Source organism: Paenibacillus sp. cl123 (genome assembly GCF_900101595.1).
Taxonomy (GTDB): Bacteria; Bacillota; Bacilli; order Paenibacillales; family NBRC-103111; genus Paenibacillus_G.
In genome coordinates, this window is sequence record NZ_FMYY01000003.1 from 291,015 (window position 1) to 306,515 (window position 15,501).

The 15,501-nt window shown below is 60.4% G+C and carries 6 protein-coding genes and 1 pseudogene; 6 read left to right on the forward strand and 1 reads right to left on the reverse strand.

Features of this window, described 5'->3' with window-relative positions; all coding sequences use genetic code 11:
• Positions 1-40 precede the first annotated feature (40 nt).
• The 6 genes and pseudogenes from BLR08_RS07950 to BLR08_RS07975 all read left to right on the forward strand — a co-directional run bounded on the left by BLR08_RS07950 (position 41) and on the right by BLR08_RS07975 (position 13,212).
• Positions 41-1,504 (forward strand): reverse transcriptase/maturase family protein, encoded by a 1,464-nt coding sequence (locus BLR08_RS07950; RefSeq protein WP_176835454.1) that lies wholly within the window; start codon positions 41-43, stop codon positions 1,502-1,504.
• A 131-nt stretch (positions 1,505-1,635) separates the two neighbouring features.
• Positions 1,636-4,539 carry a 3'-5' exonuclease gene (locus tag BLR08_RS07955; protein ID WP_371117146.1) on the forward strand — a complete coding sequence of 968 codons (2,904 nt, stop codon included), beginning with the start codon at positions 1,636-1,638 and terminating at the stop codon, positions 4,537-4,539.
• An 87-nt stretch (positions 4,540-4,626) separates the two neighbouring features.
• On the forward strand, positions 4,627-5,811 hold the full coding sequence (locus BLR08_RS07960) for an exonuclease SbcCD subunit D (protein WP_072328656.1): 1,185 nt from the start codon (positions 4,627-4,629) through the stop codon (positions 5,809-5,811).
• Positions 5,812-5,985: 174 nt separating this feature from the next.
• On the forward strand, positions 5,986-9,579 hold the full coding sequence (locus BLR08_RS07965) for an AAA family ATPase (RefSeq protein ID WP_072328657.1): 3,594 nt from the start codon (positions 5,986-5,988) through the stop codon (positions 9,577-9,579).
• A gap of 148 nt (positions 9,580-9,727) precedes the next feature.
• Positions 9,728-11,992: a stalk domain-containing protein gene (locus BLR08_RS07970; RefSeq protein ID WP_083536765.1), complete on the forward strand. Its 2,265-nt coding sequence runs from the start codon at positions 9,728-9,730 to the stop codon at positions 11,990-11,992.
• Between the two features lie 179 nt (positions 11,993-12,171).
• Positions 12,172-13,212 (forward strand): annotated as a pseudogene (locus BLR08_RS07975) (transposase).
• 251 nt (positions 13,213-13,463) lie between these two features.
• Here BLR08_RS07975 and BLR08_RS07980 read toward each other — a convergent pair.
• Positions 13,464-15,380, reverse strand: a complete 1,917-nt coding sequence (locus BLR08_RS07980; RefSeq protein WP_072328658.1) for an FAD-dependent oxidoreductase — start codon at positions 15,378-15,380, stop codon at positions 13,464-13,466.
• Positions 15,381-15,501: the final 121 nt, after the last annotated feature.

The following is a 15,501-nucleotide window of genomic DNA, read 5'->3' on the forward strand; positions in this document are numbered from 1 at the left end:
CTTGTCGGTATACATGCAGCGGAAAGGAGCGCAAGGCTCCATGAATTCTGGCGAAGCTTTATACCTATTGACCAAAATATCCAAGCAAAAACCGGATTATGTGTTCGAGCGGGTGTATCGTCATTTCTACAATCCTGACTTCTATCTCCGGGCTTATGACAGGCTTCGCGCCAGGAACGGCAGGGGAGAAGCAGGCAGCGGCAAGGAAACAGCCGCCTTGTTCCCTATGGATAAGGTCATGTCGCTCATCGAATTGATGAAAAATGAATCGTATCAACCACGAAGAAGGGACAGCCGAGGAAGGACAGGACAGCCCCCGTCACCGGGTTTGCCCGCTTTCACGGACAGCCTTATTCAGGAAATCGGCAGGATGATTCTTGATGCGATTTATGAGCCCGTTTTCGAGGATTTCAGTCACGGCTACAGACCGGATCGCAGCTGTCATACGGCCTTATGCGAAGCGCTAGACAACTTCAACGGGGCGGCCTGGTTGATCAAGGGAGATATCAAGGGGCATCTGGACAGCATCTCCTACCTTAAACTGATCGCGCTCCTGGAGAAGAAAATCAACGATGCGAAATTTATCCGGCTGATCCGGAAATTTCTGAGGGCGGGATACCTGGAAGATTGGAAGCAGGGCGGGACTTACAGCGGCACGCCGCAAGGCGGAATCCTCGGTCCGGCGCTTGCCAACATTTACCTGGACTCCTTCGATAAATGGCTGCGCTCTTATCAAGTCGAAGAGCGGGCGGCCGCTCGAAGCCACGCCCATCGCGAGCCTTTTCAGCACTTGGAAGCCAATCGCATCGCATGCATTCGTTATGCCGGCGACTTTGTCGTTGCCGTGTGGGGCAGCAGAGCGCAAAGCGAATCCGTACGACATGATATAAAGAGGTTTATGAGGGACGTCCTGGAGATCGAGCTTTTAGAAGGAGAGCTTCGGACGGCTCACGCCGGCAGCGGCGTCAAATTCCTCGGGCATATCATGAAAGTCCAAGACGACTGGCGTCTTCGAACAGACACAAACGGCGTAAAGAAGATGGCGGGCATCGGCCGCGCCCAGCTCTTCATGCCGGAGGATACGGTCCGGACGTTCATTACGGCGCATAAGCTGGTCAAGGACATGGATGCCAAGCAATGGAGAATGCTTCCCGTTCCCGCTATTCTTCATAAGCCCGACGCGGACATCGTCGCCCTGTACAACGCCCGACTGCTGGGGCTGTACCGGTATTACAGGATGGCGGTCAACGTAAACAGAGCTATGCAGCAATTGAGGCATGTCATGGAATACAGCTGCCTGGCGACGCTCGCGGCCAAACATCAAGCGAGCATTGCCCAAGTCAAGCGGAAGTTCAGGGCGGGCAAGCATTGGGGAATTCCTTATGAAGACGATAGCGGACAGATGCGTATGCTGTACTTCTACAAGGACGGATTTGCGAGAGTAAACGCGCCTTATACGGCATCCGATCCCGATCTTCAGCCGCATCCCAAGCTTTCCCCCTGAATAAAATGCGGCGGACGCGCGAAACCATGCCAGGCAGCGGAAGCTATGCATTGCTTGTCAGCCATGTCGGGACAGCATCTATCCGCGGTGAACGGAATTTTGGTCGAAATGACAAGCGGAGAGCCGTATACTTGGAGACAAGTACGTACGGTTCGGAGGGGAGTTCTGCGAAACCTGTCCCGGCAACGGGAGAAGGCGCGGGGGGCTTACCCTACTATCGTTTCCGGCTCGCAGAGCCAGGCTTGTTTCAAGAGAAATACAAAAGCTACCGGCTGGACGGAGCGGAGCCCGGGCAGCGGATCGATTTGGCCCGGAATTTCCGGAGCCGTCAGGAGGTAGTGGACGGAACGAACTATATATTCCGTCAGGTGATGAAAGAAAGCGTCGGAGAGATTGACTACGACGAGCGGGCGGAGCTTGTCTATGGAGCGGCCTACCCGCCGGCTGAAGGGGAGAGCGGGGCGCCGGAGCTGGTGCTGATCGACCGATCGTCCGCCGAACCCACGGAGCCGAGGGTGGCAGACGCCGACGCCGAGACGGAAGACAACGCTTCTTCCGGGCCGGACGGAGCGTCCGAGGCGAAGGATCTGGAGACGGCGCAGCTCGAGGCCAGATTTATGGCCGAACGCATACGCAGCATGATGGGCGAAGGCGGCCGAGGCAAACGCCAAGTGTTCGACAAGCAGTCAAAGGGCATGCGGGATATCGCTTACCGCGATATCGTCGTGCTGCTCCGGGCAACCCAGCAGTGGGCGCCTGTGCTGGTCGAGGAGCTCAGGCAGCAGGGCATCCCCGCATATGCGGAGCTTAATACCGGCTATTTTACGGCGACAGAGGTACAAGTCGTGCTTTCGCTGCTCAAGATCATCGATAATCCGTATCAGGATATTCCGCTTGCCGGGGTGCTTCGTTCCCCGCTTGTCGGTCTGACCGAAGAGGAGTTGGCGGCGATCCGGATCGCCCGCAGGAGCGGCTCTTATTTCGATGCGGTACGCAGCTTTGCCTTCCGCGCTTCCGATGCGGATACATCGCAAGGAGCGGCAGAGCCGGGAACGGCGGATATAGAGGATGCGGAAGAAGAGCGTCTGGCCGAAAGACTGCTGGAGCGGGCAGGCAGGAACGAAGAGGCCGTACTGCCGGCTAGAGCGTTGTATGTGCCGGCGGAACCGAAGGCCACGGATGCGGACAGCTTGCTTAAGGACAAGCTGCAGCGGTTTCTGGGCGCCCTCGGCGTATGGAGGATGCAATCGCTGCAGGGACCGCTCGCCGAGCTGATCTGGACGATATACCGGGATATAGGATATTTCGACTTCGTCGGAGGGCTGCCGGGCGGCGAGCAGCGTCAGGCGAACCTGCGCGCTTTATACGACCGCGCTCAGCAGTACGAGGCTACGAGTTTGCGGGGGCTGTTCCGGTTTCTCCGGTTCATAGAAAGAATGCAGGATACCGGGGGCGACCTTGGCACGGCCCGAGCGCTTGGCGAGCAGGAGGACGTCGTGCGGATCATGACGATCCATAAAAGCAAGGGACTCGAATTTCCCGTCGTATTTGTCGCCGGCTGCGGCAAAATGTTCAATCGCCGGGAGCTGACGGATGCTTTCCTGCTGCACAAGGAGCTGGGCTTCGGTCCGAAGCTGATGGACCCCGCAAGCCGCTTCAGCTACCCGACGCTGCCTTGGCTGGCGATCAAGCAGAAGATCCGGATGGAGATGCTGGCCGAGGAGATGAGAGTGCTGTACGTAGCGCTGACGCGGGCCAAAGAAAAGCTGATTCTGGTCGCCACCGTTCGCGGGCTGGAGAAGCAGCTTGCCTCCTGGGCGCGTTATGTCGGCTACAGCGGGCAGACGCTGCCGGACGATACGCTGGCTGCCGCCAAATGCTACCTTGACTGGATCGGACCTGCGATCATGCGTCATCCGGACGGAGACGTATTGCGCCAAGCGATCGGTCTGGACGAGAAGACGTCTCCGTCGATGGGCCGGGAGCCGTCGCAGTGGACGGTTCACGTGCTGAGCCCGGACAGGTTTGCTCATATCGCGGAGGCGGCAACCGCAGCGGAGTCTGTCGAGGACGATCCGCGTTGGCTCGCCGTAGAGCGCCATGAGCCGGTAGAAGGAACCGAACGGTGGGAGCCGGAAGTATGGAAGCGGCTGTCCTGGGAATACGGATACCGGGAAGCGACCCATATGTTCTCCAAGACGTCGGTCACCGAGCTCAAGCGGCTTACGGAGCATGAGAAGCTGCTGGAGCTGTTCGGGGACGAGCCTGCTTCCGCCTATTGGAACCGGGAGAGTCCGGAGCCGCCGCTGGAAGCGTCGGCAATCGGGGATAGGACCGGCGCAGAGCCTCCGAAAGCTCCATTATTGGGGGAGCGGGTCAACGAAGAGCAGCCGGGCTTGATGTCTGGGTGGGACGGGTCCGGCGGCGGCGTGAACGGAGCCGGTTATCAAGCGGCGAACGGCAGCTTCAGGCCGCTGATCGTGCGCAGACCCCGCTTCCTGGAGCAGCGGGAGCTGAACGCTGCCGAACGGGGCTCGGTGTTCCATGCTGTGATGCAGCATATTTCCCTCAGCCGGCTGCCCCGGACAGAAGATGTGGAAAACACGCTGGCCGATATGGTGCTGCGGGAGCTGCTGACAGAAGAGCAGCGGGCGCTCGTAGACCCCCAGGTGATCGTATCCTTCTATTCGAGCACGCTCGGTGAACGGCTGCTGGCCGCGCAGCGGGTTTACCGGGAGCTTCCCTTCAGCTTCGGAATGCCGGCAGCGGACATCTACCGGCAGGCGGACCCGGAGGGAGCGGAAGATATCGTGATGCTGCAGGGAGTCATCGACTGTCTGATCGACGAAGGAGACGGCTTCGTGCTGGTCGATTACAAGACGGACCGGCTGAAGGGCGTCCCGCCCCGCAAGCTGGCCGAGAAGTACAGGCTGCAGCTTGAGCTGTATGCCAGAGCGGTGGAGGCCATTTGGAAGAAGCCGGTCAAGGAGACATTTGTTTTCTTGTTCGACGGGGCTCATCTGGTGGAGCTGTAAGCAATGGTTCACAGAACTGCCGGGGTGCAGTTGAAGGGTAGAAGTCGAGGACAGAGGGTGCGTTAAAAGAAGAAGGGGGAGCAAGGCATGCGCATATTGCATACGGCGGATTGGCATCTTGGACGCACGCTGGAAGGACGGAGCCGGCTCGCCGAGCAGGAGGCGTTCGTAGACGAGTTGGCGTCGATCGTCCGTGACAGCAGGATCGACCTCATTTTGCTTGCGGGCGATGTGTACGATTCCGTGAATCCGCCGGCGGCGGCCGAGCAATTGTTTTATGAGGCGCTAGCCCGTCTATCGGATCAAGGAAGCCGGCCGGTGTACGTGATTGCCGGCAACCACGATCATCCTGACAGGCTGGCGGCGGCGGCCCCGCTTGCGGACAAGCTGGGCGTCAAGCTGATCGGCTTGCCGGAGAATCGCGTGCACCGGATAGCGATCCCGCGGACGGAGGAGACAGCCATGCTGTTCGCTCTGCCTTATCCTTCCGAGGCGCGGCTGAAGGAGCTGCTGACGGAAGGGACGGACGAGGCCTTGCTGCGGGCCGCCTATTCGGATCGGGTGCGGCATCTTGTACAGGAGCAGGCCCGGCATTTCGGCCCGGATACGGTCAATTTGCTGATGAGCCATCTGTACGTGATGGGAGGCAAGGAAACGGACTCGGAGCGCCCGATTCAGGTCGGCGGAGCTTATACGGTCGACGCCTCCGCGCTGTCGACGGGCGTAAGCTACGCGGCGCTTGGCCATCTTCACCGGCCGCAGCAGCAGACGAGCGGGGATTGCCTGCTCCGGTACAGCGGCTCGCCGCTTGCGTACAGCTTCTCCGAAGCGGGACAAGCGAAGTCGGTTACGATTGTCGATATGAAGCCGGGAGAGGCGCCCACGCTCGAGGAAATCTACCTTGGCTGCGGACGCCCTCTGGTGGAGTGGACGGCGCGCGGAGGTCTGGCCGAGGTACATAGCTGGCTGGACGAGGGCAAGGATGCGAGCGCCTGGATCGACCTGGAGCTGCATCTGCAGGAGACGATCTCTCTGGAGCAGATTCACCGGCTCAGGCAGGCGCGGGAAGGGTTTATTCATATCCGGCCCGTTTATCCGGAGCTGCAGGCGGAAGCCGACCAGGTCCGCCAGGTGGCGAAGTTGCCGATGGACGAGCTGTTTCGCCGGTTCTATGAGCGGCAGACCGGCGGCGCTCAGCCGGAGCCGGAGCTGACCCGGCTGTTTCTGGAGCTGCTGGCGGACGAGGACGATGACGCGGCTTCCGGCATGTAGCAGGGGGTTCAGCCGGGGGGCCGCTGATTCTGGAGCTGCTTGCGGATGAGGGCGGATACACGCACCGGCATGTAGCGGCTTGGCTGATGCCCTGCTACAAGGGAGCGGAAGACGAAGGATGGCTGCAGAACCGGCGCTGCCGGCTGCGGCCGTCCTTCCAGAGGAGGAATTGGAATGAGACCCATATCGCTGCAAATTACAGGGCTGCAAAGCTATCGAGAGCTGCAGGAGATTGATTTCACGGCTTTGACGGGAGCGGGGGTGTTTGGCATCTTCGGGCCTACCGGCAGCGGCAAGTCCTCGCTGCTGGATGCGATCACCTTGGCCTTGTTCGGCAAGGTGGAGCGCGCGCCGAGCGGCACGCAGGCGGTGATGAATCAGGCGGAGGATGTGCTCTCCGTATCCTTCGGCTTCGAGCTGTCTTCGCCGGGCGGTCCGGTCCGCTACCGGGTGGACCGGCAGTTCAAGCGCAGCGGCGACCAGTCGATGCTGGGCAGCGTTTGCCGGCTGATCCGGCAGCAGGACGGGGAGACGGTTGTACTGGCCGACAAGGCGGGGGAAGTTAACGGGCAAGTGCAGGAGCTGCTCGGGCTCTCGATGGCCGACTTTACCCGCGCGGTTGTGCTGCCTCAGGGCAAATTCGCGGAGTTTCTGACATTGGCGGGCAAGGACCGCCGCGCGATGCTCCAGCGGTTGTTTCACCTGGAGCCGTACGGCGATCGGCTGACAGCCAAGACATCCGCCCGCTACAAGCAGGCGGATGCGGGTGTGAAGCAGCTGCAAGCGGAGCAGCAGGGCTTGGGCGACGCCTCGCAGGAGGCTGTAAGCGAGGCTGAAGCAAGGCTTGCGGCGGCGCAGTCGGCCGCCCGCGCGGCCCGCGAGGCGCTGGCCGCCTGCGAGCGGCTGGCGGCGGAGCAGCGCGCGCTGCTCGAGCTGCAGCGCGAGCGCGGCGCGCAAGCCGAGCGCCGGGCGAGCCTCGCCGCCGAAGCGCCGCGCATAGCCGCGCTGGCTGCACGGCTCGCCCGCGCAGCCGAGGCCGAGCGGCTGCGCCCGCTGCTGCGCCGGCGGCTGGCCGCGCGCGCGCAGCTCGCGGACGCCAGCGCGGCGTCCGCGGCGGCTTCGGCCGCGCTGGCCGGCGCGCAGCGCTCGCTCGAGGCCGCGGAGGCCGCGCATCAGGCCGCCCGCGAGGCGCTGGCGGCCCGGGAGGCGCCGCTCGCCGCGCGGCTCGAGCAGCTGCGCTACGCCGCGGAGCTGGCGGCTGAGCTGGCCGCGGCCCGCGAGCGCTTGGCCGAGCTGGCCGCCGAAGCCGGCCGGGCGCAAGCGGGGCTGGCCGCGCAGCGCGCCGAGGAGGCGCGCGAGCGCGAGCTGCGCGAGAAGGCGCAGCTGCGGCAGGCGCAGCTCAAGGCGGAGCTGGCGCGCGTCGAGACGCCCGCCGCCGCCCGGAGGCGGCTGCAGGAAGCGCTGCAGGCTGCGCGCGAGCTGGAACGCACGGCTGCTCTGACCGCCGAGCGGCAAGCGGCGGCGGAGGGGCAGCGGCAGGAAGCCGTGCGCGAGAGGCAGCGGCTGCAGGAGCTGGCCGAGCAGGAGCGGGCCTGGAGCGAGCGGGCAGCCGGCTGGCTCGGGCGCGCCGCAGAGCTGCGCCAGGGAGCCGCTGCCGCCGAGGCGAGGCTGCAGGAGCTCGAGCAGGCCGGAGGCCGCGAGGAGGAGCTCCGCCGGAGGCGGGAGCTGGCGGCCGAGCGGGAGGCGATGGCCCAGGCGCTTGCCGCGCAGCTTCAGGCCGGGGAGCCTTGCCCGGTCTGCGGCTCGCTGGAGCATCCGGCGCGGGAAGCCCATGCGCGCAGCGAAGGCCCGGAAGCTGCGGCTGCCCAGTCGGGACCGGCGGACGGGCAGCTGCCGGCGGCAGAGGCGGATAGCGAGTCCGAGCGGCGGACGAGGGAAGCCGCCGAGCTGGAGTTGTGCCGCAAGCAGACGCGGGAGGAGCAGTTCGCCGCGCGCAGGCTGCTGCAGCGGCTGGATTCGCTGGAGCGCCAGTGCGAGCAGCTGTTCGAGGCGGAGGCTGCGGAGGGGGCCGCTTCTTCGCAGCGGGAGCTGCGGGAAGCGCGGCTGCAGGCGGCAGCCGGTCTGACCGGAATAGGCGCTGAGGCGGCGAACCGTCGGAGCGGCGAAGGGGATGCGGATATCTCCGCACCTGTTTTCGGACAATTGGCCGAGCATCTTAGCCGGGAATTTTCTGCCTCGTTGGCCGCTGCGCACGCGGATTGCATAAGAAGGCTTCGCCGCTTGGAGCGAGCGACGGACGAGCTTGAGAGCGGATGGCAGGAGCTTCTCCAGCAATACCGGCAAGGCGAGCGCAGGCGGCAGGAGCTGGAGACGAGGCTTCAGACGCTGCAAGCAGCGCTTGCCGCCGAAGAGAAGAAGGCGGAGGAGTGGGGGCAGGCGCTTGCCGCCCAAAACAAGACATGGCAGGCCGAGTACCCGGAATGGGAGCCGGCGCAAGTTCCGGCCCTTGCCGAGCAGGGGAGGCGTCAGGAGGAGGCGGCTGAGGATATTCGCCAGCGGCTGGAGAAAAGCGTCTCCTTCTTGCAGGAGAAGGATGCCCGACTGCAGCAGCTCCAACTGGAGCAGACAGAGCTGGAGAAGCACGCCGTACGGGTAGTTGCCGAGCAGGAAGCGCTGGAACGCCAGCTTAAGCTTCAGTCGGAGCGCCTGCACGGACTGGCGGGCGACGGCGACCCGGCCCGCTTGGCCGCAGAGGCCAATGCCGAGCTGCTGCGGCTGCGCGAGGAGGCGGGCGCGGCCAATCAGCGCCGAGAGCTGTCGCTGGCCGCTCATCAGGCGGCCGCCGCCCGAACCGCCGCAGCCGCGCAGGCAGAGCAATCGGCGGCTGCGCTTGAGGCGCAGACGCATCAAGAATGGCTTGAGCTGTCCGGAGCTGCAGGCTTTGCGGCAGAGGCCGATGTGGAAGCGGCGCTGCTCTCCGCCGAGCAAATCTCCGCCTGGAGCCGTGAAGTAGAGAACCACGGCAAGCAGGAGCATCAAGCGGCTGTCCGGCTTCAGGAGCTGGATGCCTTGCTCGCCGGCCGTTCCGTGTCGGACGAAGCCTGGGAACTTACCGAGCGCCAGCTGGCTGCCTGCAAGCGGCAGGATGAAGAGGCGCTTCAGGCCGCTGCGAGAGCGGAGAGGGACTGCGAGGAGCTTCGAAGGAAGCACGGGCGCTGGCTGGAGCTGGAGAAGCGCCGCGAGGAGCTGCAGCAGGAGCTTACGCTGCTGGGCAAGCTCCAGGGGGTGCTGAGAGGCAATGCGTTCGTCGAGTATTTGGCCGAGGAGCAGCTGATGCATGTCAGCCGGGCCGCCTCCGAGCGGCTGGGTCAGCTGACGCGCCGCAAATATGCCATCGAGGTGGACTCGGGCAGCGGCTTCGTCATCCGGGATGATGCCAACGGCGGAACCCGCCGTCCGGTGACGACGTTGTCCGGCGGAGAGACCTTCTTGACATCCCTGTCGCTGGCGCTGGCGCTATCGACGCAAATTCAGCTCAAGGGCCAGTATCCGCTCGAATTTTTTTTCCTGGACGAAGGGTTCGGTACGTTGGACCCCGAGCTGCTTGACGCGGTCGTAACCGCTCTGGAGAAGCTGCATATGGACAAGCTTTCCGTGGGGGTCATCAGCCATGTGCCCGAGCTGCGCGCCAGGCTGCCGCGCCGGCTTGTTGTGCTTCCGGCAGAGCCAGGCGGACGAGGCAGCCGGGTTGTGCTGGAGACGATGTAGCGCGGCGGCGGTCCGGGTCTTGCGAAACGTGAAGGCCGTTTGAGAAACGCGATCAGGCTTTTTCCGTACATAAGCTTGTCGCTGAGCGCATACTTGGTGATATATACTATAAAGACATGAAGGCGACAAGCAGGAGGGGGCAGATGAGATGAAGCGAACACGACAAACAACCGCGTCAAGACAGGGTACGACCAACGCAAGCGCGGCAGCTTGGACCGAAAAGGCCGATAGCGGTAAAGAGGCTGCCCGGCCGCCGGCGAAGAGAAGGTCTGCTGCAGCCCGCTCTTTCCTGGCAGCGGCGCTGGGAGCCGGCCTGCTGCTCGCCGGGGTCGCGCCGGCGCATGCCGACGAGATCTGGAACCGCTGGCAGGCTGCCGACAAGGCGGTTGCTGCAGGCAACGCGGCCGGAGCGGTGCCGCACTGGGAGTTTTTGGTGAATCATTATGCGGGCATCGGAGATTGGCAGAACGCCGCTTTATTTTGCGGGCGGCTTAACGTCTACTTTGACTCTGTCGGCGATTACGAGAGGGCCATCGCCTACTACGAGCTGGAGAATCAGTATTGGCTGAAGGACGGGAAGGACTGGGGCGCTGTCGATTTGCAGCGGGCCGAGCAGATCCGCACGATCGTCGAGGCCTATATCTCCACTTCGGATACCGAGGCGCTGCGCCGCAGAGCGCTTCCGGCTGGCGGCAAGCTGGCCAAGTTCGAGCCCGAATACGGGATGTACATCGGGATGTATACGGAACGCGACCCGAAGATGCTGAATTACTTCGACCGTTCCGAGTCGATATACGGGAAGAAGCATGCTTTGTATTTAGCCTATACGCAGGTCGGCAAGCCGTTTCCCAAGCAATATGCTGACCGCGCCAAACAGGCGGGAGCCGGGCTGCAGATTGGCTGGGAGCCGATGAACGGACTGGACGCCGTTACGGATGCGGTCGTTCGTCAATGGGCGAAGGAAGCCAAGGCGGCTGGGATTCCAATCTTCCTCCGCTATGCCAGCGAAATGAACGGCAATTGGATTCCCTGGCACGGCGACCCGGACAAATACATCCGGAGCTTCCGGATGGTGCATGACATCATGGAACAGGAAGCGCCCAACGTAGCGATGGTTTGGAGTCCGGGGGATGTGCCGATGTACTCGATGGATGCGTATTACCCGGGAGACGACTACGTGGACTGGGTAGGCGTCAGCCTGTACAGCGAGCCGTACGAAAACGGCGATCCGCAGCAGGGAAATATGCAAGCCACAAGTCCTGTCGAGAGGCTGGATTATTTGTACCGGACTTACGCAGAGCGCAAGCCGATCATGATCAGCGAGACGGCCGTATCCCATTACGCGAATATTCCGAAGGAATCGTTCACCGATTACGGAACGCTGAATTTGCAGCGCCTGTATGGAATTATGCCGTACAAATACCCCCGGCTGAAGTCCGTGACCTACTTCAACGTAAATCTGGAGATGTCGGAGAGTAAAAACAACTACCTGCTTCGCGACAATGACGCCATGATGAGCCTGTACAAGAAGCTGATCGCTCCTTCTTATTATTTGACGAAGATAGAGCAGGGGGCCAAGCCGTCCGATCAGACCGGACTCGTTCCGCTGGAGGACGGGAGAGTTTTTTATAAGCAGGCGAGCATAACGCCATTTGTAAAGATTCCGGATATTTACATCGGGAAAATCGCGTTTTCGTTGAACGGCAAGCTCCTCGAGGAGCAGACGGCGCCGCCCTACGGACTGCAGCTGAAGGCGGGACAGGTGCCGGACGGCTCCGTTCTCGGGTTAACCGTATACAACAAATCGGGCCGGCAGGTGGCATCCAAGTCGTTCCCGCTAACCTCCGGGATATCGATTGCGCTTAACGGCAAGGACTTGACCTTCGAGCAGCCCCCGGTAATCCGGGAAGGGAATACGCTTGCGCCTATACGGGCCGTGTTTGAAGCTATGGGCGCGACGGTTGAATGGAATGCCGCCACCAAAACGGCTACGGCCCGCAAAGGTTCCAAGGTCGTTTCCATAGCCATCGGCAGCCGGGAGGCGTACGTGGACAACAAGCCGGTGACGCTGGAAGTGCCGGCTCAACTGATCGGCGGCTCGACGCTAGTGCCTGCGCGCTTCGCAAGCGAAGCCTTTGGCGGAGTCGTTAGCTGGGACGGAACGACACGGACCGTGCAGATCCGCAGCAACGGTCAAGCTTCGGCCTCAGCGGTTTCCGCGTCTGCGGTTGCACACGCTCCGGTTATGAGCGCCTCCGCCGCTTCGACGGGAACGGGCAGCGCAGACCGCGCAGACAACGCGGACACCGATGCGAAAGCGGATGCAGCCGAAGAATCACCGACGACAGGCTGGCTGGGATGGATCAAGCTGCAACTCGGCCGTTTGGCCGGGATATGGGACCGCTTGGCCTAGCTTTCGAAAGCGGCTGGTCTCGGAGCGCAGCCATTCAAAAAAAGCCCAAAAAGCTCTCAGGGGAAGTTCGAGGCCACTGAAAAAGTGCGTCTCAAAAAAAGGTACAGTCACTCAAGAAATTGAGGAGACTGTGCCTTTTTTCGTTTATGATTAAGGCATCACAGAAAGTGGGTGAGCGAATGATCCGGCAACAACAATCACTGATGCTTAGTCCATACGCCAAGCTGTACGATATGCTGATCCCAAAGGACAACATGCTGCGTCAGATCAACGAACTGGTGGATTTCACCTTTATATACGAGGAACTCAAAGACAAGTATTGCCACCACACTGGCCGAAACGCCATCGACCCCATTCGTATGTTTAAATACATGCTGCTCAAGGCCATCTTCGAGCTGTCGGATGTAGACATTGTGGAGCGCTCGCGGTACGATCTGTCCTTTAAGTTCTTTCTGGACATGGCACCGGAAGATCCGGTCATCGAGCCCAGCTCTCTGACTAGACGCCACCCACACGAAAGCATGTTACAACCAGAAGTCGCCGCGGGAAATCCTGCAAGACCAGGCTAAGAAGCTGCGGAAGGCTATGTATGCTATGGACGAATCGGTCAAAGTTCGCATGCCGGCTAAGAACACAAACGATGTGTTAGAGGACGAAATGGCGTATTGTCAAAAGCTCATCACGTTCATCGAAACGGAAACGGGAGTACACAGGTGCCTAAGATTACGGAGCCGTTGAACCTTTTGAAAGAGATCGTGGAGGATGACGTGGAGCAGCTTCGTCTGGCCGCCGACCCGGATGCACGCTTGGGACACAAGAGCGCAGACTCGGCCTTTTTCGGTTACAAGACGCATCTGGCGATGACCGAGGAACGCATCATTACCGCAGGCAAAAACCAGGCGGACACCTACTACTTCGACGTAGAGATCTGCAAGCGTTGTCCGTTTAAGGGAGGCTGCTACAAAAAGGGATCTCGGAGCAAGACCTACTCCGTGAGTATTAAGTCCGACGCGCATTCGGAACAAATGGCGTTTCATGAGACGGCGTATTTCAAGGTCAAATTCAAGGAACGCTACAAAATCGAGGCAAAGAACAGCGAACTCAAACATGGATACGGGTATGATGTAGCTACATCCTCGGGTCTGCTTGGTATGCAACTGCAAGGAGGTATGACCATTTTCGCCGTAAACCTCAAGCGAATTTTGAAGCTAGCGGATTAAGAGTACGTGGCTAATCCAGAGGGGAATATAGCTCAAAAAGAAGGCATCTGCACCGAATTTTCGGGCAAATGCCTTCTTTTGCTCTACTCCATATGACGGGGTGAAAATTTAGCTTAGTTCTTCAGTGGCCTCGGGAAGTTCCTGAGAGCTTTTTTTGAGCTTGAATGAATAGGCCTGACGCAAGTTTTAGGCTTGACGCACATCCTTCAGACTTGACGCACATCCTTCAGACTTGACGCGAAGCTGTATGCTCAGGAGTGGACCGTGAGCTCCTCGATCACCGACTTTGCCGCCTGTCTGGCGGTGGAGAAGGCGCGTTCGGCCAGCTCTCCTTTGCCTTCGCATCCGTCTCCGCAAAAATAAAACGGCACGCTTTCCACGCGCGTGGGCAGCAGACGATTGCCGGCAATGTTCTTGACGCTGGCGACCATCGCCTTCTTCGAGACGCGCTTGACCTCCGTCGCTTCGCGCCATCCGGGGTAATACTCGTCGAAGAGGGCTTCCATCTGCTGCGTCTTTTTCTCCAGATATGCCTTGCGCTCCGCTTCATCCGTGAAGGAGTCGCTCAGATAGGCGATGCCTTGCAGCAGCTGGCCGCCTTCGGGAACAAGCGTATGGTCGGTGGCTGATACATCGCTGATAAACAGCTTATTGTCCATGTCGCTGATGTAGCTGAAGGGACGGGCGACGACATGCTTCAGACCGATATCGTATACCATGACCTCGGTGGAGCTGTTATTTTCATAAGGGGACAGGAAAGGCTCCCACGGCGTATCCTTGAGCAGCTTGCATACCTGCTGCACCGGCATGGCGAAAATAACGCGGTCGAACGCTTCCTCGCGGTTTTTCGTCTTGAGGATATACTGGCGGTCCGCATAGCGGATGCTTTCGACCCCTTCCTGAAGCGCGATGCTCCAATTGCCCGATTGCTCGATTTTTTGCTTGAGCTGGTTGGTGATGACCGCCCAGCTTCCGAGCACATAGTTGACCGGGCGGCTTGACAGAAACAGATTTTGATAATAATCGCTGATGACCGATCCCGGGACCTTGCGGGCTTCCTCCGGAGCGATGAAAAAGTTGGAGCAGACCAAATGCTCCCACAGCTCCTTCACATCCTCGTCGGCGTTGGATTCGGCCAAATAATCGCCAAGCGTCGGATAGTTGCGAAGCTGATGGATATTGGCGATGATGGCCGTAATTTCGCCGACGAAGCGCATTTTTTGCATGGTGTTAAGCAGATCGGTCCGCATCAGATTGACGAAGTCGAGCGGAGCCGGAGTCAGCTGCCCATTTTTGGCATACATGACTTTTCGCTTGTCGACCTGCTTGGAGCTGAACGACAAGCCAAGCTCTCGCTCCATCACAGTCAGCTTGTGGCGGTCGATGCCGTAGACGGCGTGCGCTCCGTAGTTCAGGGTGAAGCCGGCTTTTTCGTAAGTAAAGGCGCGTCCGCCGAGCTGCGGGCTTCTTTCGAATAAAACACCTTGGATGCCGTGGTGTTCGGATAAGTAAGCTGCGGCAGTGAGGCCTGCAAGGCCGCCGCCGATGATAGCTGTTTTCATTTGATAATCCCCTTTCGTTTCGATGTCTTTCTCAGCTGCAGTCGGGTTAGCTTCATGGCGGATACCGGACCAGGTCCAATTCAATTGCAGCCGCACCTGCTCGGTAAGCTCGCTTTCGTCCTGCCGGGAGCACCACACCATCAAGGAACCGAAGTAAGCTGTGACAAGAGCGCCGGCTTTGCCGGGCTCCGGCAGCCAGCGCAGGATGGCTTCATGCAGCTCGGACCGCAGATCGTCCATCGCCGATTTTAGACTGTCATTCTGCATAGAGAGCGCAATCCAGCTGCGGATAAAGCGGGAGGAGGGGGCGGCATGGGCCGCCAGCTCCATAAACAGCCGGTTGATATGTCGCTCCAGCGAAGGAACCTGTGTCGGCTTGCGCTCTGACCAGGCGCGGATGATGTCCATTTGCCGCTTGGGAAAATCCTGCAGAATTTCGTCCTTGCCTTTGAAATAATGGTAAAACGTCCCTTTGGACGTACGGGTGGCAGCGATGATGTCGTCAACCGAAACCTGCTCGTAGCCCCGCTGTATAAACAGCCTGATCGCCGTCTCCAGCAGCTGCTCGCGTTTTTTAAGAGTTGCCGCGCGCATAAACCGGCTCATGAGACTGCCTCCTTCTCCGGCCATCGTGAAAGATCGTATACGTCCATTATAGTCCAACTCGGCTAGAAATGATACGCTATATTAGACTAAAAGTCTAATTAAGAAAAACGCTTGATTAAGA

Coding starts and splice junctions, on each gene's coding strand:
- BLR08_RS07970 (WP_083536765.1), top strand. CDS start 9,728: ATGAAGCGAACACGACAAACAACCGCGTCAAGACAGGGTACGACCAAC.
- BLR08_RS07980 (WP_072328658.1), bottom strand. CDS start 15,380: ATGAGCCGGTTTATGCGCGCGGCAACTCTTAAAAAACGCGAGCAGCTG.
- BLR08_RS07960 (WP_072328656.1), top strand. CDS start 4,627: ATGCGCATATTGCATACGGCGGATTGGCATCTTGGACGCACGCTGGAA.
- BLR08_RS07965 (WP_072328657.1), top strand. CDS start 5,986: ATGAGACCCATATCGCTGCAAATTACAGGGCTGCAAAGCTATCGAGAG.
- BLR08_RS07950 (WP_176835454.1), top strand. CDS start 41: ATGAATTCTGGCGAAGCTTTATACCTATTGACCAAAATATCCAAGCAA.